We start from the raw sequence: 22,149 nt of genomic DNA on the forward strand, positions 1-22,149 counted from the left end.
ACACTTACCGTTTCGTGCTTTTCTTTCCCATCTGTTTTATCGATGTACTTGAACGTCACCATTTGACCATCATACGCCTCAATCCGATTGATTCCAATTGCGGGTCGACGAATATAACGGCCAATATAACGTAACTGTTCTTTGATCTTCCCTTTTTGTTTCGGGGCATACACATAGAAGCCTTCTCCATTGTTGGAAAACGCCTTCTGTAACCGTGGTTGTATTTGCTTTTTCTCTTTTCCTGTTACGTGTTTACGAATCAATTTTAAGACGACCGTCTGCCACTGCTTTCGAAGCATCTCAAAGGGGAGGAAATCATAGGCTTTCCATTCACCCTTCTTCGTCATTCCACCCATCGTCACTAACATATGAATATGCGGATTGAAATTGATTGTCGATCCAAAGGTATGTAGCCCAGATATGATACCGGGTGTCACTTTCGCTTTCTTCTTGAAAAAATCCTGAATCAATTTCGCCCCTGCATCCATGAATTCTTTCAGGAGTTTCCGATGAAGTAAGAACACCTCTCTTAGTCCCTCATCTATCGTTAAAATGACATGTCGGTGATTCACCTGTAACACTTCGTCCGTTAANGTCACTAACATATGAATATGCGGATTGAAATTGATTGTCGATCCAAAGGTATGTAGCCCAGATATGATACCGGGTGTCACTTTCGCTTTCTTCTTGAAAAAATCCTGAATCAATTTCGCCCCTGCATCCATGAATTCTTTCAGGAGTTTCCGATGAAGTAAGAACACCTCTCTTAGTCCCTCATCTATCGTTAAAATGACATGTCGGTGATTCACCTGTAACACTTCGTCCGTTAATAACCGACTCCATTCCTCACTTTCCCCAACGGAACAGGTTGTACAGAATCGACCTTTGCATCGATACGGGACTTTTCGGACATCATGACAACCTTCGCAGACCAGTAGTTTGAAACCTTTTTTGATATCTCCGCAGTCTCTGAATTTCTCTACTTCTTTNGTCGGTGATTCACCTGTAACACTTCGTCCGTTAATAACCGACTCCATTCCTCACTTTCCCCAACGGAACAGGTTGTACAGAATCGACCTTTGCATCGATACGGGACTTTTCGGACATCATGACAACCTTCGCAGACCAGTAGTTTGAAACCTTTTTTGATATCTCCGCAGTCTCTGAATTTCTCTACTTCTTTAATAACGACTGATCGGATTCGGTCCCCATGTTTACTTTTGAATCGTTCCCAGTGTCCATGATGATCAAAGAAAATTTGTCTAAGAATATTCGTCTCCATACACACAAACTACCACAGCGAAATGCTCTGTGGTAGCCCCGAATTTTATACTTTCTTATCTTTTAAGAAAAGCGCAAGCGCCCTGCTTAGCCACGAAGGTCACTGGAAGACCGACGAGGAGGCTGTTGCCGCCGCAGGAGGTCTGAAGTGATCCAAGTGGTTGGGCGCTGAAGCTGGACATTACATCCATGCCACAAACTTTTATACTTTCTTAACGTGCAAAAAAATGCTTAACAATCGCGCCTTTTAATTTAATAAACAGGATCAGAGAAAGTGAAGTGATTTATTGGACTTCCTCATCAGCCGAGGGACCATAGATGCCCGGCACTGGAATATCAAGCAAACGAAAATAAACTCCAATTTGCGCACGGTGATGAATCATGTGACTTAATCCTAGGGTACGGAGTGCAATTGCCCTTGGCTCGCGGAGCACAATATGATCACCATGGCGCAATATCCATTCCTGGTCGAGCATTTTCTCATCGCATTCGTCTAGCAACTTTCCTAACTTGCTGACGTTCGCGTCAAACTCCTCCAGAACTTCAGCGCGTGTTTTCAAAGGCTGTCTCCTCTGCGGTACGGTTGCAAGATCGAACTCAAGGTACTGAAAAATCGCAATTTGCCAGTTTAGCAGGTTGATCAGATGTGTAGCCAACCCTTCAAGCGTCATTGATTTATCGTGTGGCTTCCAAGACATATATTCCTCGGGTAGGCGTTCCAGAATGCGGCGTGTAGACTCTAGTTCTTTCATTGCGTCGCCAAAGATCAGTTGTTTAATCATAAATTTCTCCCCTCACTATGTATTGCGTACTATAAATTAAGTCAAGTGGGTGAACGTTTCTTCGCATCACCCCTTACTTTTCTAAATCAAATTAATTTTGCAGCCTGTCCCTTATTTCATCTAGAATTTCTCCCCAATATACTTTCATTTCTTCTCTAACATTTTTATCGGAAAGCTTCTCTTGATGAAAACTAATCGTTGTTTTATTACTTGCTTTTGATATAATACGGACTTGTACTGTTGACGGTTTTTCCCATTCTTCTTTTTGCCAAGTTAGGCGAAGCTGTTCTAACGGTTTAACAATTCGAATTTCCACTTTCCCCGTTCTTGTTATGTATTTCTGACCTGGTTTAAGAATGATGCTAGGACTTTCACCCAACCATAAATCCAAGCCTTCCTTAGAGTTAATAAACTCCCAAGCCTTCTCCTGTGAAACTGGGAAAGTCCTTCTAACTCCGACTTGAAATCCAACATCTTTGGTTTGACCAATAATTCTTTGGTCGTCCATTTTTACACCTCGCAATATTTAATGGTTTTTGTTAGTGCTATTATTTATTTCGATTTACCTTCGAATAACTCCTTCCTTATTCCACAAAATGACCCTTGAATAAGAAAGGTACGGCACGCCTCAATCAATGTTTGTACCTGATCCAATGACAATACTTTTAATCTTTCTTTTGGAGCTTTCAATTTGAGTATCTTGATGTCTCTTGTTTTATTTTTGAGAGTGTGATGGAGGAAACCCTTGAAACCGCTTCTTGAAGCCGATACTTGTCTTTTCAATCGTTCCGACAGATTCAGGGAGTAATCCTCATTCCTCATAAGATAATCATAAAAAGCATACACCTTGTCCAAATAGATATTGATGGATCTTGCCTTACGACCCCGCGAAGCGTTATGAATGCCAGTTACCTTCACATGCTGGTACGGATTTTGAAGCCATCTAACAAATTCTATTATTTGAAGAAAAGAAAAGGAGATGCCCCCTTCTTAAAGTACTTTGAGGAACATCTCCAATTATAGTCTTGTTTTTTCGAGAGGATGGGTAAAAAACACCTATGTGAGGCTTTTTTAATAGTTTGTTTTTTGGGAAGTAAGATTCTTCCCTTATGATAGGACATATCAAATAAGTAAAAGAGAGAATATGCTCATTGCAAACATATGTTCCTTAGTTTATAATCAATTTGTGGGAAATATAGAACATGGGGTTTTGATATTGACAAGGTTCAACATAGGATTGGCTTGAACAAACATATCAAAAATAAAAACAAGTAGAAACGAATAAAAAACTCAAGGAGCTGATTGCCATGTCATTACGACTTTTCCCCTATTTAGTGATGGACGGAAATGCAAAAGAAGCCATTCAATTTTATGAAAAAGCATTGGATGCTGAAGTTCTCTTTAACCAAACCTTCGGAGAGATGCCAGAAGACCCTGAATTTCCTATACCCGAAGATGCAAAAGAACGTGTGTCACACGCATCGTTAAGAGTTGGTGAAACAGATCTTATGTTTTCTGATACGTTTCCAGGACAACCCCATCAAAGTGGAAATCAAGTTACGATCTGTATTTCTACTAACGACATGGAAAAATCAAAACAATTCTTTGGAGCCTTGCAGGAAGACGGTCAAGTAAATATGCCTTTGCAAGAAACTTTTTTTAGTCCTGCTTACGGTATTGTAACAGACAAGTTCGGTGTAACCTTCCAAATTTACACCGAAGGCCAAAAATAAATTTTAATTATTGAAATGGCCGATGCTTCGCTTGTTCATGGTTTTTCATAACATTTCCACACTTTTCATTAATTAAACGTAATAAACCTGTCTGAATTTCAATCCTATATACCCACTTTAAACAGCACCATATAATTTTGCTTTCGCGGAACAATTGCAATAGGACTGATCTGTTCGCATAATTCGCGACAGATCCGTTCTCTTTTTACTTTGTTTTTCTCGGAATAAATAGGTTATCAGCTCTATCGATCATCTTCCTCCCTAAATAAATTCTGTTGAATTTTTTATCTTCCGTTTTCTCTGATCTGTTTTATTCTTATCTATTAAAACATCAAAAGGTATGACAATCCATTCTTCAGTATCTCTGAGAAAAGTTGTTTTGGAGAAATTGAATTTTTGGGTTCAGGTGTTTCAATGACTTCCAACACCCTCTCAAAACGATCAACAATTGAGAAAAGCGCAAGCGCCCTGCTTAGCCACGAAGGTCACTGGAAGACCGACGAGGAGGCTGTTGCCGCCGCAGGAGACCTGAAGTGATCCAAGTGGTTGGGCGCTGAAGCTGGACATTACATCCATGCCGCAAACTTTTATACTTTCTTTACTAAATATAAAAGCCAGACCCTTAACTATCTAGGAGCCTGACCCTTTGTTGTAAATTATTTTCTAAATATATTATAATTTCTAGTTATTTTGCGAAAATATGATTACCGATCTTTGTTGTTTGCGTACGTGACCAGATCCATTCTGAAGTAGCTGTTTCTGGATTAAAGTAGTAAACGGCATTTCCCGTTGGATCCCAACCTCTGATTGCTTCATAAACGGCACGGTATGATTCTTTGTCAGGGGTTGAATAATATTGACCATCAGCAATAGCAGTAAAGGCCAAGTCTTCAAATAATACATGTTTAACTTTGTCTGGAAATTTATCGGAGTGCAATCGGTTTAAGATAACTGAAGCAACTGCAACTTGTCCTTTAAACGATTCTCCCCTAGCCTCACCATGTACCATTTGAGCCATCATTTGAATCTCGTTAACTGTGAATGACTGCATGTACAATTGTGCCCAGGACTGAGGTCCAACTACACCATCTTCTTTCAACCCGTTTTCTTGTTGAAAACGTATGATAGCATGTTTCGTGTTCAGACCAAATTCACCATCCATTTTGTATTCAAAATATCCAAGTTGTTGAAGTCTATGTTGAAGATCCCACACATAGCCGTAACGATCCCCTACCTCAACTGTGTCTTTCTGAGCGTTGGCATCGACTGTAGGCACACTGACTATGGCTCCAACGACAAATAATATTGAAAGAAAGACTTTTACACCTTTCGAATGCATATCCATACACACCTCCTAAAACGTATACCACTACAGTTTAAAAGCTGCTGTCTCGTGTAACAATAGGAGTTTACCGGAAATGCATGTATAATATGGAAGTTTAATAGTTTACATAATATTTTTATGTTAAATCCGTTTCGAAAATTGGTGCCTTCTATTAAAGAAAAACCTAATTGAGGAAAAACATCTAAGGGAAAAAAATGTAACGAGCATCAGTGATGTAAAATGGGCAACGATAGAGCAAGACGGGTAGGTGGGCTACGTTTTGAAACAAGAGGCTCTGCCTGTAACAAAAAAGGAGTTTCATTAACTCCAACATTCAGTGAACAAATTATTGACTAATCAATCTCAATTAGAACAATTAAAACAAATTTAGTGACAACAGTTTGAGTCGAAGTTAAGCCGTCAATTATATTTCGTTGAATAAGATCAGAGTAATCGATCGAAGTGGATGATTAAGGACAAGATGATAAACCCTATAACTATCTTAAGCGCACCGTAAATTGGAAAGTAAATTTTTATAAAATAATCTGGAATGGAAAAAACCGTATTTGCAACAATGTTCCTTTTGATACTTTCTATATTGGAATCTTCATTTATAGCTCGAGCTCGAAGCTGTGATTTTTCTTTCCATTTGCAAAGCCATTTCGGTAGATAATAAGGAGCTGCTAGAAGTAGAGTACCCAACAACCAATAATAAAGGACGAAAAATAAGAGCATTTTATCACCTCATGTACTATGTAATCCCTTTTTTGTTATATTAATATATATTGGTTAATAGGATGTACGAAACGAACGATTGTATGTGTTAAAGTGTAAATAAGAGTCAGACAGGAATATTGTCTGACTCTTTGGAAATGGTGTTATTTTCTCATAAATTTAATAACTTTGTGAGCTTGTCCGGATCAAATCCAGTCAGAACTTGGTCACCGATAATGATCGTTGGTGTTGACATCGAGTTATATTTCTCGATCATCTCATCACGAGCTTGATCATCCTCTGCGACATTGTATACTTGAAATTCAACATTATGATGTGAAAGAAACTCTTTCAGCACTTGACATGGCGGTCAGGACGGTTGAGAGTATACAATTACATTTGGTTGGTTCATGTGAATCACTCCTTTTTTTAAAAATACCAATTGGTAAACCCAATTGCAAGAAGAGTGCTTCTGAATTGGCACGAACTATGAAAAGCGCAAGCGCCCTGCTTAGCCACGAAGGTCACTGGAAGACCGACGAGGAGGCTCGGCCCAAACGCGTTCGGCCCTGCGTGGGAATATACATGGAGTACTTCAGTGTGTTGCCGCCGCAGGAGGCCTGAAGTGATCCAAGTGGTTGGGCGCTGAAGCTGGACATTACATCCATGCCGCAAACTTTTATACTTTCTTTACTCGAAATAAAAGACTGACCATAATAGTCAGCCTTTCATTTATTTATTGTGCATTTTGTTCTGATTCTTTATGATATCGGTTTCTTGGATGTTCGCGACATTCATCTGAACATGAACGCATATGCTTTTCTTCGCATTCTTCACATGCAACATGTTGTAGGTTACATTCCGGATTTGCACAATTTATATAACGATCTTCTGATTTCCCGCAATAATAGCATTTACCGACAACATTGTCCTCTACTTGGTTGATCGGTACAGATATTCTTTCATCAAAAACGTAGCACTTACCATCATATAATTGACCCTTTGATGTTTTATTTTTCGAATAATTAATAATGCCACCGTGTAACTGGTTTACATCTTCAAATCCTTCTTGCATCAAGAATCCTGAGAACTTTTCACAACGGATTCCGCCTGTGCAATACGTTAAAATCTTTTTACCGTCAAATTTTTCTTTATTTTGTTTAATCCATTCAGGGAGTTCTCGGAACGTTTGAACATCCGGTCGAATCGCACCTCTGAAGTGCCCGATATCATATTCATAATCGTTCCGGGCATCAATAATAACGACATCTTCCCGCTTCATCGCTTCATAGAACTCTTCAGGGCTTAAGTGTTTTCCAGTGGTGACACTAGGATTAATTTCTTTTAAAACACCAGAATTCACTAGCTCAGGTCGATAGCGAACATGCATCTTTTTGAAAGCATGTCCATCTTCTTCATCGATTTTAAACTCAATCCCTTGGAAACGTTCATCATCATTCAGTGCTTTCATGTATGCCTCTGTTTGTTCTACTGTTCCGGACACTGTACCATTAATACCTTCATCAGCTATAAGGATACGCCCTTTTAAATCAAGTTCTTTACAGAATCGCAAATGCTGTTCACTGAATTCCTCAGCATTTTCAATTGGTACATATTTGTAATAAAGTAAGACTCTATATGCTTTTGTCATGTTGATCACCTATTCTCCTTAGTATTGTATTGCAGGTACAACACCAGTTACAACGTTATATATTAGCAGAAACAAACCTGATATTGCAACATAAATTTATCCAAACTGCTTATTTAAGATTGTCAACACACGATCAATCTCTGATTTGGTGATATGGTGATGGGTTGTAAGCCGTATCGTTTCTGCACCAAATCCAACAGCCAGAACTCCTTCATCCTTTAATTTAGATAAAACTTCTTCTGTAGAAAAGCCTGAACTACGAACGTTTACTACTACAATGTTCGTATCAACCTGATTGACCACTTTTAATGCTGGAATACTGGAGATCCCTTCAGCAAGTTGTTTGGCGTGTTCATGGTCTTCATGTAGTCGATCCGCCATTCTCGTAAGGGCAATTATTCCAGGTGCTGCGATTACACCCGCCTGCCGCAATCCGCCACCAAGCCGCTTTCTCCATTTTCTTGCCCGCTCAATAAACTCTTTGTCCCCCGCAATAATCGATCCAACTGGCGCTCCAAGCCCCTTCGATAAACAAATCTGGACGGTGGTCGTATATTGAGCAAGTTGATTGACCGTAATACCTAGCGATGTAGCCGCATTGTATAGTCGTGCTCCATCTAAATGAACTGGAATGTTGTGTTCAAGTGCTAGTTCATATATTTCTTTCATATTATCAATCGGCACTACCGCTCCACCAGCACGATTATGTGTGTTTTCAATACAAATCAGACCCGTTTCTGGAAAATGAACATCATCACCACGAATCGCGTTCTTCAAATCTGATGGTGAAATGGCACCACGCTGACCCTTTATTGTTCGCGTCTGCACCCCTGCGAAAGCTGAAATAGCTCCACCTTCATAATAAAAAATATGAGCGTCCTCCTCAAGGAGAACTTCATTGCCAGGTTGACAGTGTGTGAGGACCGCGATTTGATTTCCTTGTGTTCCGCTCGTTACAAATAAAGCTGCTTCCTTACCCAATTGAGATGCAGCGAGTTCTTCCAACTTAGCTATCGTCGGATCCTCAACGTAGACATCATCTCCTACCTCTGCCTCATACATCGCTCTTCGCATTTCTTCAGTAGGTTTTGTTACTGTGTCACTTCTTAAATCGATCATTTTATCATCTCCATTTGGTTAATTGGTTTTGAACACACATTTAAAGAATAGTCTGCTTCTTCAGTCGGCAAGTTTCGAGCCATCGCTCAACAACTTTTGGGTTGGATGCAAAGTGTAGGTGTGTAAATCCCGCGATTAGATTGTTCTTAAGGACGCCTTCACCAAAAGCCTTACCGTCTCTTCCTTTCATGTTATAAGCAACCGGAAGATCTTCTTCCACTTCAAAAGTGGCGTAATGAAATTCATGCCCTCTTGCAGTTTCTCCATCACTCAGTAAAGGATTATCTTCTTTCCCCTCAATTTCTCTATAACCAATCGCCGCAAGCTTGGGCTGCATTTTTACATGGCCTGGAATCACTCCTACCATCGGATGTTGGCATCCATCTGTTGTTTCTATTGACTCGGTTAGCACCATAAATCCTCCGCATTCAGCAAGAACAGGTAAACCATTGTCAATCGCTTCTTTTAAAGACTGTTTAAACGAATGGTTAACAGCAAGTTCTGTAGCGTACTCTTCAGGAAAGCCGCCACCAATATATAATCCATCGATATCATCCGGAAGCGGCTCATCTTTTAGTGGTGAAAAATAGACACACTCAGCACCATATGCTTCAAGTAGTTCAAGATTTTCCGGATAATAAAAGTGGAATGCACTGTCTTTGGCAATAGCAATACGTAAATCAAACTCCCTTTTACGTTGAAAAATGGAAGGCGTATCGCATTCGACTGCTTCAGTACTAGCTAGTTCAAAGAGTTGATCGACATCCACTGTGGACGATACCAATTCTCCTATTTGTTCAAAAAACGTATCAAGCTCCCCACGGACGACTGCGGGAACAAGCCCTAAATGTCTTTCTGGCATCTCAATCCCTGTCTCATTTTCCAAATATCCTACGACTGGAATCCCGCATTCTTGTTCAATCGCCGCTTTCACAATCTTGTAATGGCCTTCACTACCAACTTTGTTAGCGATAACAGCCCCAATACGGTTACCCTCAGCAAACGTATGGAACCCCTTCACTATTGCCGCAGCACTACGCGCCATTGCCTCACAGTTGAGTACAAGAACAACCGGTGTATTTATGATCGAGGCAATTTCAGCTGTGCTCCCCTCGTTACTTAATGGACTTCTCCCATCAAAGAAGCCCATTACACCTTCTATAAGGGATATATCTGCCCCTTTACTCCCTTGGTTTAAGACAGATTTCAGCGTATCATGTGACAACATCCAGCTGTCTAGATTTCGAGATCGACGGCCAGAGACCATTGTATGGAAGGTTGGATCAATGTAATCGGGTCCACATTTAAAGCCTTGAACCTCATACCCTTTCTTTTTGAGAGCAGCGAGTAGCCCAATTGTAAGGGTTGTTTTTCCTGACCCACTATTTGCTCCAGCAATAATTAATCTTCGTTCACCCATTCCTTGCCCACCCTTCAATTTCCTTCTGGTTAATGTTTCCATGAATTCAAGCTCTATAGAATGCTATCCACATCCTTCATTTATATCTTACATTCCTTTGCAAAATAATGAAAAAACTACGCTTGTACCCAAAAATTCCACTCGTGTCCCCGTTGCAGATAAGGCAAATGTACATATTTTGTTAGTATGACAGACCTGATATTACCAAACATTGGAGGGAAATACCGATGGAGAAAATGAAAAAATACATGGGCAAACACCATAAAAAAGAAATGCCAATGGGGGGAATGGATTACGACATGAATATGCACATGATGCCGGGGAATATGCACATGCCAGAGAATATGCACATGCCAGAGAATATGCATATGATGCCACATCATATGGAAAAAGACCACTGTTATCCGATGCATCATGGCTATGGGCATGGTGGATATGATTGTCATGATCACGGACAAATGTTTGCGATTATCGTCGTCCTCTTTATCCTTTTAATTATTGTGGGTGCTGCAGGATTTGTAGGTCGAAAAGATAAAGACTGTAAATAATTGATTTGAATACTGAATTTGTGCGTATTTGACATAGGGTGAAGAATTGTCTTGACTTTTCGTTTCCCTGTGACATTTACTGCCGATCTGTGTGTGTAAGACTCAACTGACTTACTCGTGTCGAAATGACCACTCCGGACATCTCGCCCTTGTAGTCAGTTCTTTTTTGCACCCTATTACTCTCCATAATCATTTAACTTTTACCAATAGTTTCACTGATTGATGTAAGACAAGCGGTCAGATGTGTATAATGAAGGAATAAGGAAAATTTCGGGAGGCGAGCATGAAAAAATCATTTCTTGAAGTATTCAGCACTCTGATTTTTCAATATAAAAAATCAGTCATAATCCTTTGGGCATGCGGTGCATTGCTTTTAACCTTCTTCGCCTTTCAGCTTCCATCTATCCTTCATGGTAGTGGATTTGAAACCAAAGGTTCTTTTAATAAAACGCAAAAAATTCTTAATGAAGAATTCGATCAACCAAAATCAACAATGATACTAGTCTTTGAGTCACATACATATAAGGCAAATAGCGATCCGTTTCAGAGGCATATCCAAAAAACATTGAGTTCATTGACGAACATAGATCACTTGATCAAAGTTACCTCACCTGAAAAGAAACCAAACATGGCAAAAGATAATATTGCTTATGCTGTTCTAGGATTTGACGAGAGTTTTACAGAGTTAAAAGAGTCGATTGAGCAAATTCGTTCAAAAATAACTAATACGGATGATTTTACCGTTCGTGTAACCGGTGGACCTGTCATTGCAGAAGATATGAATAAGGCAAGTCAGGAAGATCTTAAACATGCCGAAGCCATTGGTATTCCAGCAGCACTGGTTATTCTTATTTTTGCGTTCGGTGGTTTTGCGGCCGCTATCATTCCCGTTGTGATTGGTGTAATTAGTGTAGCCAGCTCCATGGGTCTCCTTTATTTTGCAAGTTATGGAATGGATATGTCGATATTCTTACTTAATGTAGTACCGATGATCGGTCTCGCTCTTGGCATCGATTTTGCTCTTTTGCTTGTAAACCGCTTTCGAGAAGAACTGAGAAATGGATCAGTTGAACGAGCTGTAAATGTATCTTTCAAAACGGCTGGACGTTCGATCGCATTTTCAGGGTTATGCGTCTTTCTAGGATTATCCTCATTGCTTATAATCGATATTAATATTTTCCAAACTGTAGCCATTGGAGGAATGTTTGTTGTTATTCTTTCAGTTGTCTGTGCATTAACCTTTTTACCTGCTCTACTTGGTCTGTTAGGGGAGCGAGTGAACAAATGGATGATTTTGAAACAAAAAGACAACCAAGTGAGTTCCTGGTATCGATTTGCACGATTTGTGATGAGACGTCCGGTAATCATGCTTTTTTTTGCTGTACTGATCTTATTAACTGCCATCTTACCAATCAACCATTTAAAGCTGACAATACCTGAAGCGGAAGCATTGCCAAAGTCCTACGATTCACGGCAAGCATTTGAAACCTTTACAGAAACCTTTGGAGAGCAGGAATTATACCCTGTTACGATGATAGTAGATGCAGATGATTCGATCCTTTCCGATACTCAGCTCACGGAACTTCGTAATCTTGAATCCGATTTACGGGCGGAAACGATCGTTAAACGAATCGAATCACTTTTTTCAGTAACAGAACTGCCACCCGATGAATTAGAAACAATGATAAAAAATGATGCTGTTCCAGCTGAATTGCAGCCCGCTATTAACCAATTTACACATAAGGATAAAGCGATTATTCACGTGTATTTAAATGTTGATAGTACTTCGGATCGTGCGAAAGATTGGGTTCGTAAGTGGGACGGTGAGTATGAATCATTTCAACTCATACTTGGGGGAAATAGTAAATTCACACAGGAAATTTTTGATGAAATTTATGAAAAGGCACCGTACGGCATCGCATTTGTCCTGATCACAACGTATTTTATCCTGATGTTCGCGTTCCGTTCACTCTTCATTCCATTAAAAGCAATTGTCATGAATGTGCTCAGTCTTTGCGCGACCTTCGGCTTAGTCGTGTGGATTTTTCAAGAGGGTCATTTAACAGATCCTACGAATGGAATTGGTGTAATGATTCCCGTACTTACATTCGGAGTCGTATATGGATTAAGTATGGATTACGAAGTGTTTCTCATATCTCGAATTCAAGAATACTATCATGAATCGAAGGATAACCACTATGCTACGCTGATGGGATTAACATCAACAAGTAAAATCATTACCTCTGCTGCATTGATAATGATTGTGGTCACAGGTGCATTTGCATTTACCGGTGTGGTTCCAGTAAAACAGATGGGTGTTTCGGTAGCATTAGCAATACTGATCGATGCAACATTAGTGAGGATGATCCTGGTACCATCCTTAATGAAGTTAATGGGAGACTGGAATTGGTGGTTCCCTTCACGAAAACGGAAGAACAGAATGCATTAAAAAGGGGAATTCACGTTTATACGTTCTGCTTTTGTCTCGCCCGATAAAATTGCGGAATAAACATTAGTATGAACACCATTATCTTCTATTAATAATTATTTAATTTAAATGAAGCCCACCCGTTATCATAAAAACCGGGTGGGCTCATTTGATGTATTATTTACAATGGGTTTCAAATGCGTTAACTAAGTTTTGCATGATATCCGTTGATTCATGATCCTCAATTTCTTCACGCGGGATAAAGTGTACAAGCTCTTTTCCTTTAATGAGAGCAATTGATGGTGAAGATGGCTCTACATCAATAAAGTAAGATCTCATTACTGACGTTGCTGCCTTATCTTGTCCTGCAAACACTGTAACTAAGTTGTCAGGACGTGCGTCGTGTTCTACCGCTTGTCGGACTGCTGGTCTTGCAAGTCCCGCTGCACAACCACACACAGAGTTAATCATGATAAGTGTTGTACCTTCCGCTTTTTCCATGTATGCATCTACATCTTCAGGTGTTCTTAATTCTTGGAATCCAGCAGTCGTTAATTCATCTCGCATTGGTTGAACGAGCTGTCTCATATATTCTTCATATGCCATTGACATGGTTCATACCTCCATTTTTCCTTCATCTAAAATTACTCTATCACGGTCTTGCAAAAACATCAACGAACTTCAATTCGAGCCTTTTTTCTGCATCGTTTCTGTCATTTGTTTCCATACTGAACCCTTTGCTTCTTCACCGCCCTTGATTCGCTCAAGAGCCATGTTCACTTGCATCGCAACCTCAAATTCCGGATCTTCCTTTGCCGCCTGTAAAGCTGGGATTGCTGATTCATCGCCTACTTCATATAGGAACATAGCCGCACGCCAACGAACAAGTTTATTCGGATCCTTTAATGCTTTTATCATATAAGGAATTCCCTCTGTAAAACCAAGATCAGACATGCAATCTCCGGCCGTACGACGAACCGTTACAGATTTATCGACTAACGCTTTCGCCATATAGGATAGCACCTTTTTATCCTCAATCATGCCTAGATACACAGTAGCAAGGCGTCGTATCGATGTTTTTTCATCCTCTAGCGCTTTATCGAGAACAATGAGATCGTCCTCAGTAGGTTCCATTTGTTCAAGTGCCGCATATCGTTCTTTCCAATCCGTATTCGACATCATCTCGAGTGTTACTTTATAGGCTTTTCTCTTATTTTCTTGGAATTCTGGCTTGTTTTGTTCAAACGCTAACTCTTTTAATTGTATTAGTCTTTTTTCATCATAAGCGGCACTAATCTCCTCGGCTACTTCAGCCCCTATCGCATCCATATCTCCATACCGCGGGCTTTGATCAACCCATTGACGTTCCATTACGAGGTTATCGGAAGCGGATTGGGCTTTAAGGGATATTGTCATAAAGCGTTCAGGTAATCCGACTCGCTTTTCCTCATCTCCCTTAATTAATTTTATTTGCATAGGGATGCCTCGGAATTTTTGAATTTGAACCTTCACTTCTTCAAAATCTTCATTTGGAGCCTTATCATTATTACTATCCTCATTTATAGCAGCGCTTTCATTCCCGAAGATTCGTCTTGCCTCGGGAAGAATAACCTTCCAGTCAAATTTGGCGTTTCGTTCAAGAGCTATGAAATCTGCTACATAATAAAGACCTTTGACGCCTTCTATAGAGAGAAGTTCCTTTAATGGCGAAGGTGCTTCATCTCCTTCATCTTTTTTAAAATTCATGTTTTTTCCGCTTGGTAGTTGATCATCGACGATCAATTTCATCGTATTCGGACTTGGTGTTGGTTCAATACCTTTGAGATTCAAGTGAATACAACCCCTTTCGTTAAATTCCCTACTACAAACTATAACATACGACAAGTACTAGAATGAAATATTGGAACCTTGCTAAAAGGGGTGCTTTTCTAGCAGTGAATATTCGGATAATAATTCGATTTATTAGCGAGTTCCTGGTTTTTACTACAATTTGTTCGTATTTGTAACACTCCGTTTTATTTTCAACTTTCGCGTTCTATCGATTTCTCGCCACAACTCGTCAATTTGTGTCACTCTTTTTCACCTTTAATCTTAATAATCCATCTTCCTTTACTATGCACAACAACTTTGTCGATTTTGGAGGAAATGTTTTTTTAATATTTTGACAATTATCGGTTCAAATCATGTAATATAAGGGTAATGAAAGATAAGAGGTTGTAATTATATGTTGAAAGGAGAGAGGATGTTTATGAAAAAGCTCCCTGTAGAAGGTAGGATTATTCGGATCACTGAAGATCGAATTATTACAATGCAAGGTGAACAAACCATCACGTACAATCGCGCTTATTACGAAATTTCCCCTCAAGCCTTTCAGACCATTACTGCCTAAAGCGCTTAGAGAAAAAGTAGTTACGGGGAGTCAGAATCCGATTAGTTAACAGGGTCTGACTCTTTCCTTCACTACAGTACGTTACATGTATGTCTAACGTCTAATGGAACTTATCTAATAAGTCCACAATAGTTTCATGGATTTCTTTATTCGTGCTTCGATTGTCCAATAGTGATGTCCACTCTGCTTCTCTAAGAGATGAAATTGAATAGGGTGCACATTGGAGCTTTTCGATTAATTTTTGTAAAGGCAGCTCAACCATCTTAGCCCGAGTCTGTTCGTTCGGGTCCTCCACGACCGGAGTATGGGGGTTTTCAGTGTGATAGAGCATGAGATGAATCGTCACACAAACCGCATGCTTACAAATCGCTGCATCATCTGGACAAGTACACGAAACGGAGTACTCATCAAGAATTGGTAATTCCCCACCCCACTTATACATACCGGTTACTTCATAGTGATCCTGTCTACCGTGAACCGTACTTTCGAAATGGTTCGGAAACAGTTGAAATGATTCAACTCGATTTTGTTCAAACAATGTTAGCCCTCTTCTAAACCGGCTATAATCAACACGATCTGCAAATTGGTTGAGCCACTGTTGAACAGGCTTTTTTACTTTTTTAAATGGATCTGACATTAGTTCAACACCTTATTCCTAAGTTGAATCAGCTCAATAAACTCATTATCGCTCATTTCCGTTACCCATTGATCTTGATTGGTGACTATTTGAGAGGTTAGTTGTGACTTTCGATCAATTAAGCGATCGATGCCTTCTTCAAGTGTCCCTTTCGTAATCATCTTATAGACCTGGACATCTTGCTGTTGCCCAATACGATAAGCACGATCTGTCGCCTGATTTTCAACAGCAGGGTTCCACCATCGATCGAGATGAATGACATGGTTCGCTTCGGTAAGATTCAATCCCACTCCACCAGCTTTGATTGATAAGATAAAGATGCTTTTTTGGGATACGGAATCCTTAAATTTCTGAAGAAGCTCTTCCCTTTTTTGAGAAGGAACACCACCATGAAGGAAATATACGGCACAATTCGAATCTATATCATTTAACAGGTTAATTAATAGTTGACCCATTTTCACATATTGGGTAAATAACAACACCTTCTCGCCCGTTTTCACCTGATCATTTAAAATCTTTCGGACTTGTTGCATTTTGCCTGAATGCATGATACTAGGTGGTTCCCCTGTCAATAATGACGGGTGATTACACACCTGTTTCAACTTTGTTATTCCGCCCAATATTAGCCCTCTTCGTTCCATTCCAACCGCATTATTCAATCTTTCTTTAATTCCATCCACAACCGATTGGTAAAGAGTGGCCTGTTCTTTTGTTAAAGGACAGCCTATCTTGTTTTCTATTTTTTCCGGAAGATCCTCTATAATCGAAGTCTGCATCTTTGATCTTCGAAGTAGAAAGGGTTGAATAAGTTGTTTTAATATGGTGATTCGTTCCGTCTCACCCCTTTTTTCAATGGGACGAATAAATTGTTCTTGAAAATTTGCACGATTTCCAAGATAACCTGGATTTAGAAAATCGGATATGGACCACAATTCCTCTAGCCTATTTTCCATTGGGGTTCCAGTTAATGTAATACGGTGAATCGAATGCAAGGAGCGAACTGCCTTCCTTTGTTTTGTCGCTGGGTTCTTAATCATTTGTGCTTCATCAAGAATGACGGTATTCCATTTCATTGATTGGAATAGATCTGCATCCTTTACCACCAATGTATAGCTTGTAATAATCACATCAAGACCGTTGCCGTTCTTTTCAAAACCTTGATCGCCTCTTAACCGATCTACGCCATGATGGATCGATACATTTAATGAAGGGGAAAATCTTGCAAATTCTCTCTTCCAATTACCGAGAACCGATGTTGGACATACAATCAAATGCGGTCCCTCACCTTGACCGATATCCAGTAAATAAGCAATGGCTTGAATCGTTTTACCAAGCCCCATATCATCAGCAAGACATGCTCCAATCCGTTTTTCACGTAGAGTCCGTAACCATTCAAAACCCTTATGCTGGTAAGGTCTTAATGTCCCTTGAAATTCTTTCGGTATAATATAATGATTTGGAACTGGCTGTAAAAACATGTTTAGATAATCCTTTGTCTCCGAATCAATAACGAGATCAATTTCCTTATCCTGCTCCTCATAGGTCGATTTAACACCTACAAGGGACGAAAAACTACTCCTTTTTTTCGCAAGGGGCTCTAGGGCAATTAACTCTTCGTAGATCTTTTCAAGCTTACGAGCTGGAAGGGTAATCCATTGTTGATCATTTTGAATCAGATACTGCTGCTGTTCAACAAGCCTCTTGAACTCATGAACGCTTAATTTATGTTCTCCAATCGCAATTCTCCAGTCGAATTGAAGAATACTCCCGAGTCCGATTCCTTCCCCACTCTCATTCGATACAGATAGCGAAACATCTACTTCTTCTTCACTTACTTCTTTAAGATCCCATCCTTCAGGAAAAAGGAGCTTAATCTCCATCGAGGACAATAATTTTTCATTTACCTTTAACGTTTGCAAGCTCGAAAAAGGGACTTCAGTCGTACTGTTTTTCAAAATACGATTTCGTGCTTGGAAAAGATGATCGTCATTCTGAATTAAATAATCTAACCGATCCTCTACCCACCGTTTAGAATAAGATTGTGTGATTCGCGAATCATTGACAGGTAACAGAACTTTATGACCTTCATTGTTCCCTTTTAAATCAATGTCGAGATTCCAGTACCTTAAATCGGTGCTCACTGTTGGCTTACAATGAATGACAAGCTCTTCTGGTTGGACACCCGTTTGTATGAACTGTTGCTTAAAATGAATGATTCCTTTTTCAAGTGCCCGATAAGAGTTTGAGCTTAATGGTGCATGCCATTTCCGGATTTCTCTAATTAGAACATGCAACTTTTGAACTTCCTTTTTTTGTTCCACGATATGGAAAAAACCTGGTTGAGAATCCATAAGTGCTCGTTGCCATAATGTACTCAGCTCAGACTCGGGTAACTCTTTATTGATTGCATAATCCTTATTTTGAGAGCCCAATAACTGTTTAATTACTTGGTCGCCCCAAAGATCCAGCATTAGGTTTTGCCATTCTCGGATTGGTGATGTGGCAAGGTGTTCAAATGAGAATATCATTGGTGAAGCATTTTTCAACCAGATGGAGAGACTTGATTCTTCATCAAGAATCTCTCGTCCTAACATCCATTGTGCATACACAAATTGTCTGTTGTCCTTTGCGATTGCATATATCGTCGGATAATATTGACCCGTTCGAATTAAAGAATCAATGCTTTTCGCGACAGTTTTCCAGTAGGTAAAACTTTCACCAAGATAAACCGGGGTATCTTCCATATGTGTAGACGTGTTTTGAATAAATACAAATAGCCGCCACATATCAACTAGAAGCCCCTCAACTTCATAGAATTCATCATTCCACTCCATCATCAGAGTCTTCATCTCATCTGTGTCATCGGTCAACACATGGGATAAATGCGATTCCCCAATGATCCATTGAAAACGAATTCTTGACATGGAAATGGGTTCACCATTAGGTTGTGTCATCCAAATAAAAAATTTTCCTTTTTCATCCAATGATGGTATGAATGTCATTTGTAGGTGGTAGTATGTAATCATCTGAAATCTCCTATTATGTAAACGTTCCATACAAAATCGCTATCTTTCATTGTAACATATTTTGCTGACATTCCGTTATTTACAAAATTACTTATAGTGTATGTTCAAAAAGTATGACAAATCATAGAGGAGTCAGATGCCTGGATATTACGAGTCTTTTGGTTCTGACCCCATCGGTTTGAAGCATTTCTCTTCGGTAATTCCGGTAATTATTATTGTAAAATTATATTCGAGATTGAAGTTGGTAAACTGGACCTTTATTGCAAATGAGTGTCTGGATCTCTTCATAAGGAATTGGAATTTCAAGAAACCCGTAGGCATAAGGAGTATATTCGTAAAGTTGATAGAACAAAACTAAAGAATCTCCTGTCAAATAATATTCCTGTTCCTCTGTTACCGATTTAAACTCTTCAATCAGTGTAATATTCTCCGACTTAATATACGCCTTAACATACCTTGATAATCGTGTTTTATAATAACTCTTCCCCCTAAAAAGTAAATGGAATGGAAAACACATGCCCGTTACAGTTGAAAAGGTTAAAGCCTTCTGAACTTGCATACCATGGGCTGCACCTTCTGTATAATAATCCAACAAAAATAGAATACTTAATACACCATTTCGGTTTACTTTTATCGTATATGTGATTGTTCCAGTTGTATTTGGCTGTTCCCCTTCTTCCCGGAGTCTATGAACGAGCAATAGAATTTGTTTATTAATCTGGGCACTGATTTCTCTATCATCCATGTTTACAATTTTAGGGTATTTGACCTTTATTCCTGATTTTTCGACTGTAACAGTTATGATCTTTACAGGGCTAATCACATCATACATCCTATTCCCTCTTTTCCAAAATAGACTGGGCGTTTATCCCTATCGGTACATATTATTCATCTATAAAAAATGGGTGCAATAAAGAAAACTTGGCAAAGCCAAGCCTTTGGCGCCGGCTGAGCTTTAGTTGCGCTTATACTATAGAAAGTATTTTTATACTTTCTTAACGTGTAAAGAAAGCGCAAGCGCCCTGGGTAGCCCCGAAGGTCACTGGAAGACCGACGAGGAGGCTCGGCCCAAACAAGTTCGGCCCTGCGTGGGAATATACATGAAGTACTTCAGTGTGTTGCCGCCGCAGGAGGACTGAAGTGATCCGAGGGGTTGGGCGGTGGAGCTAGACATTGCATCAATGCAGCAAAATTTTATACTTTCTTATCATTCAAAAAAGACCTAACACCGATAATAGCGGTGCTAGGCCTTTTCATATATTCGTTATTTCATATTCTGTTCGTGGTACAACTCTTGTTCAGCTTTTTGCTTTTTCGGTGCTTTAGGCTTTGGCCCCATGCTGTCGAACTTCGCAACATAATAAATTGCTCCACCGACAATTTCAGCAACATCTTGTAGCTTTTCCTTACTAATTTTATCGATCGTATCCTCTGGTGAATGGTACCAGGGCTCTGTCGGACTATGAATGAATAATGCTGCTGGAATACCTGCTTCTGCAAATGGAACATGGTCACTACGTCCACCTTGACCGTAAGAAGTTGCCACTCCATTTAGTCTTTTACTCGACGCTTGTGCAAGGTGAGTTACAAGGTTTGGTTCTCCATCAAGCGTTCGCATGACTAGATCGCCGGCATCTTTACTACCCACCATATCTAAGTTAAAGTTAGCAACTGTACGGTTAATTTCATCATCTGATAAACTAGCCACATAATGGGACGAGCCGAGTAATCCAATTTCTTCAGCTCCAAATGTAACAAAACGAAGTTCTGTATCTGTTGGTAAGTCTTTATACACACGAGCGAGTTCTAAGGTCATTGCGGTTCCCGAAGCGTCATCATTGGCACCAGGAGCTCCTGCTACAGAGTCATGATGAGAACCTACCACCATTATATAATCATCATTTGCCCTTGTCGGTTTCGTTGGCTCTTTCGTTGCAATAACGTTGTGAGAAGTCTTTTCGCCTGTACTAGCTCCCTGCACATTAATCGTCGCAGTCAGGCTTTCTCCATTTTCCAACTTGGCTGTGAGAGCTTCTCCTTGCGCTTTCGTTACTGAAACTGCTGGTACATAATCCTCGCTTGCTTCACCAAGCGTTCCACTTAAACTTCCTTCTGCATTGTTATAAATAATGACTCCGACTGCACCTTTTTCAGCTGCATTCAATACCTTTTCCGCAAAGGTAATGCTTCCACGCTTAATAAGTGCAATTTTTCCAGTGAGATCAACACTTTCAACATCATCCTTCGTACCCAAACCAGCGTATGTAAGCCCACCTGTAACTTCCCCACTCACTGTATATGTAAATGTTTCCGGTTGGAACTCTTCATCGGATCCGTCAATAGACAGCTCGACTGTATGAGGTGCAGTATAACCAACGAATGTAAATTCCTGGATCTCTGTATCATACCCATACGATTCGAATTTCTCTTTAATATACTGAACAGCTTGATCTTCTGATTCCGTTCCTGCCACACGAGGTTGCTGCGATAAGTGCTTAATTGTTTGGTAGATGTTTTCTGCACTAATTTTGTTAATAACCTTATGATCAACCACGTGAATCGGTGGTGCCTGTACCGAATCCATCGGCTTTGCGAAGGTGGCTCCTGTACCGAGTGTTCCAATAGATAAAGTTGCTGCTAGGGTTAATGATAAAATAGGTTTTTTCTTCATCCAATTCCTCCTTACTAGTTTCACAGATAATGTTATAATAGTTTGAAAATGGAAGAAAGGGGTAGAAGATACCGATTATTATAGGACTATGATTCTATTTTTTGGTAAATAAACGAGAATTAGGTCGAAATGAGCAGGACAAATGACTAATTATATAAGAAAAGTGGAAGCGCCCTGTTCAGGTGCGATAAAGAAAACTTGGTAAACGCCAAGCATTTCAGGCGATTACCTTAGTTGCACTGATATGAACGAAACTGTCAAGCCCCGCCAACTTTTGGGCAACCTTAACTAAGAGTGCACTTTTTGGTGTTCTCTTAACGTCTATTTGTACTCCATATGGCTCTTTACGTGAGCAGGATAAGCGCACGGCACGAAGGCAAAGATCTCTACATCGGTCAATACTCTGATATCCGTGGGTTCTCACAT

18 protein-coding genes and 2 pseudogenes are annotated in these 22,149 nt (G+C 39.8%); 4 read left to right on the top strand and 16 right to left on the bottom strand.

What is annotated here, in order from left to right; genetic code table 11:
• The 4 genes and pseudogenes from NON16_RS24320 to NON16_RS24335 all read right to left on the bottom strand — a co-directional run.
• Positions 1–989, bottom strand: a pseudogene (locus tag NON16_RS24320) (IS91 family transposase); the annotation flags it as partial.
• 53 nt (positions 990–1,042) lie between these two features.
• Positions 1,043–1,282, bottom strand: a pseudogene (locus tag NON16_RS24325) (transposase zinc-binding domain-containing protein); the annotation flags it as partial.
• A gap of 283 nt (positions 1,283–1,565) precedes the next feature.
• On the bottom strand, positions 1,566–2,063 hold the full coding sequence (locus NON16_RS24330; RefSeq protein ID WP_257352090.1) for a DinB family protein: 498 nt from the start codon (positions 2,061–2,063) through the stop codon (positions 1,566–1,568).
• 91 nt (positions 2,064–2,154) lie between these two features.
• A complete protein-coding gene (locus tag NON16_RS24335; RefSeq protein WP_257352091.1) occupies positions 2,155–2,571 on the bottom strand; it encodes an SRPBCC family protein in 417 nt (138 codons plus the stop codon).
• Positions 2,572–3,370: 799 nt separating this feature from the next.
• Here NON16_RS24335 and NON16_RS24340 point away from each other — a divergent pair.
• Positions 3,371–3,796, top strand: a complete 426-nt coding sequence (locus NON16_RS24340) for a VOC family protein (protein WP_257352092.1) — start codon at positions 3,371–3,373, stop codon at positions 3,794–3,796.
• Positions 3,797–4,481: 685 nt separating this feature from the next.
• Here the strand turns inward: NON16_RS24340 and NON16_RS24345 are convergent.
• The 5 genes from NON16_RS24345 to NON16_RS24365 form a co-directional block, all read right to left on the bottom strand.
• Positions 4,482–5,141: a cell wall hydrolase gene (locus tag NON16_RS24345; protein ID WP_257352093.1), complete on the bottom strand. Its 660-nt coding sequence runs from the start codon at positions 5,139–5,141 to the stop codon at positions 4,482–4,484.
• Between the two features lie 865 nt (positions 5,142–6,006).
• Positions 6,007–6,192 (bottom strand): glutaredoxin family protein, encoded by a 186-nt coding sequence (locus tag NON16_RS24350; protein ID WP_257352094.1) that lies wholly within the window; start codon positions 6,190–6,192, stop codon positions 6,007–6,009.
• Between the two features lie 378 nt (positions 6,193–6,570).
• Positions 6,571–7,491 carry an oxygen-dependent tRNA uridine(34) hydroxylase TrhO gene (gene trhO, locus NON16_RS24355; RefSeq protein ID WP_257352110.1) on the bottom strand — a complete coding sequence of 307 codons (921 nt, stop codon included), beginning with the start codon at positions 7,489–7,491 and terminating at the stop codon, positions 6,571–6,573.
• Positions 7,492–7,581: 90 nt separating this feature from the next.
• On the bottom strand, positions 7,582–8,604 hold the full coding sequence (ltaE, locus tag NON16_RS24360) for a low-specificity L-threonine aldolase (RefSeq protein ID WP_257352095.1): 1,023 nt from the start codon (positions 8,602–8,604) through the stop codon (positions 7,582–7,584).
• 40 nt (positions 8,605–8,644) lie between these two features.
• Positions 8,645–10,024 carry a cobyrinic acid a,c-diamide synthase CobB gene (locus NON16_RS24365; protein WP_257352096.1) on the bottom strand — a complete coding sequence of 460 codons (1,380 nt, stop codon included), beginning with the start codon at positions 10,022–10,024 and terminating at the stop codon, positions 8,645–8,647.
• A gap of 407 nt (positions 10,025–10,431) precedes the next feature.
• Between NON16_RS24365 and NON16_RS24370 the strand changes: the two genes are divergently transcribed.
• Both NON16_RS24370 and NON16_RS24375 read left to right on the top strand, forming a co-directional pair.
• Positions 10,432–10,572, top strand: coding sequence for a YjcZ family sporulation protein (locus tag NON16_RS24370; protein WP_257352111.1), 141 nt, complete (start codon positions 10,432–10,434; stop codon positions 10,570–10,572).
• Between the two features lie 283 nt (positions 10,573–10,855).
• Positions 10,856–13,021, top strand: a complete 2,166-nt coding sequence (locus tag NON16_RS24375) for an MMPL family transporter (protein WP_257352098.1) — start codon at positions 10,856–10,858, stop codon at positions 13,019–13,021.
• A gap of 156 nt (positions 13,022–13,177) precedes the next feature.
• Here NON16_RS24375 and NON16_RS24380 read toward each other — a convergent pair whose 3' ends face one another.
• Together NON16_RS24380 and NON16_RS24385 are read right to left on the bottom strand one after the other, a co-directional pair.
• Positions 13,178–13,612 (bottom strand): BrxA/BrxB family bacilliredoxin, encoded by a 435-nt coding sequence (locus NON16_RS24380; protein ID WP_257352099.1) that lies wholly within the window; start codon positions 13,610–13,612, stop codon positions 13,178–13,180.
• A gap of 69 nt (positions 13,613–13,681) precedes the next feature.
• Positions 13,682–14,830, bottom strand: coding sequence for a conserved virulence factor C family protein (locus NON16_RS24385; protein WP_257352101.1), 1,149 nt, complete (start codon positions 14,828–14,830; stop codon positions 13,682–13,684).
• Between the two features lie 418 nt (positions 14,831–15,248).
• On the opposite strand from NON16_RS24385, the gene NON16_RS24390 reads away from it, so the two are divergent.
• Entirely contained in the window at positions 15,249–15,389 is a 141-nt protein-coding gene (locus NON16_RS24390; protein ID WP_257352102.1) for a hypothetical protein, read from the top strand.
• A gap of 100 nt (positions 15,390–15,489) precedes the next feature.
• Here NON16_RS24390 and NON16_RS24395 read toward each other — a convergent pair whose 3' ends face one another.
• The 5 genes from NON16_RS24395 to NON16_RS24415 all read right to left on the bottom strand — a co-directional run.
• Positions 15,490–16,026 (bottom strand): SWIM zinc finger family protein, encoded by a 537-nt coding sequence (locus NON16_RS24395; RefSeq protein WP_257352103.1) that lies wholly within the window; start codon positions 16,024–16,026, stop codon positions 15,490–15,492.
• On the bottom strand, positions 16,026–19,052 hold the full coding sequence (locus tag NON16_RS24400; RefSeq protein ID WP_257352105.1) for a DEAD/DEAH box helicase: 3,027 nt from the start codon (positions 19,050–19,052) through the stop codon (positions 16,026–16,028). Before NON16_RS24400 ends, NON16_RS24395 begins: the two co-directional genes overlap by 1 nt.
• Before the next feature lie 223 nt (positions 19,053–19,275).
• Positions 19,276–19,884, bottom strand: a complete 609-nt coding sequence (locus NON16_RS24405; protein ID WP_257352106.1) for a DUF3298 and DUF4163 domain-containing protein — start codon at positions 19,882–19,884, stop codon at positions 19,276–19,278.
• Between the two features lie 432 nt (positions 19,885–20,316).
• Entirely contained in the window at positions 20,317–21,723 is a 1,407-nt protein-coding gene (locus NON16_RS24410) for a M28 family peptidase (RefSeq protein ID WP_257352108.1), read from the bottom strand.
• 217 nt (positions 21,724–21,940) lie between these two features.
• A partial coding sequence (locus NON16_RS24415; RefSeq protein WP_257352109.1) for a hypothetical protein occupies positions 21,941–22,149 on the bottom strand: 209 nt, incomplete at its 5' end.

The sequence above is a fragment of the Pseudalkalibacillus decolorationis genome (assembly GCF_024609785.1).
GTDB classification, from domain to species: domain Bacteria; phylum Bacillota; class Bacilli; order Bacillales; family Fictibacillaceae; genus Pseudalkalibacillus; species Pseudalkalibacillus decolorationis.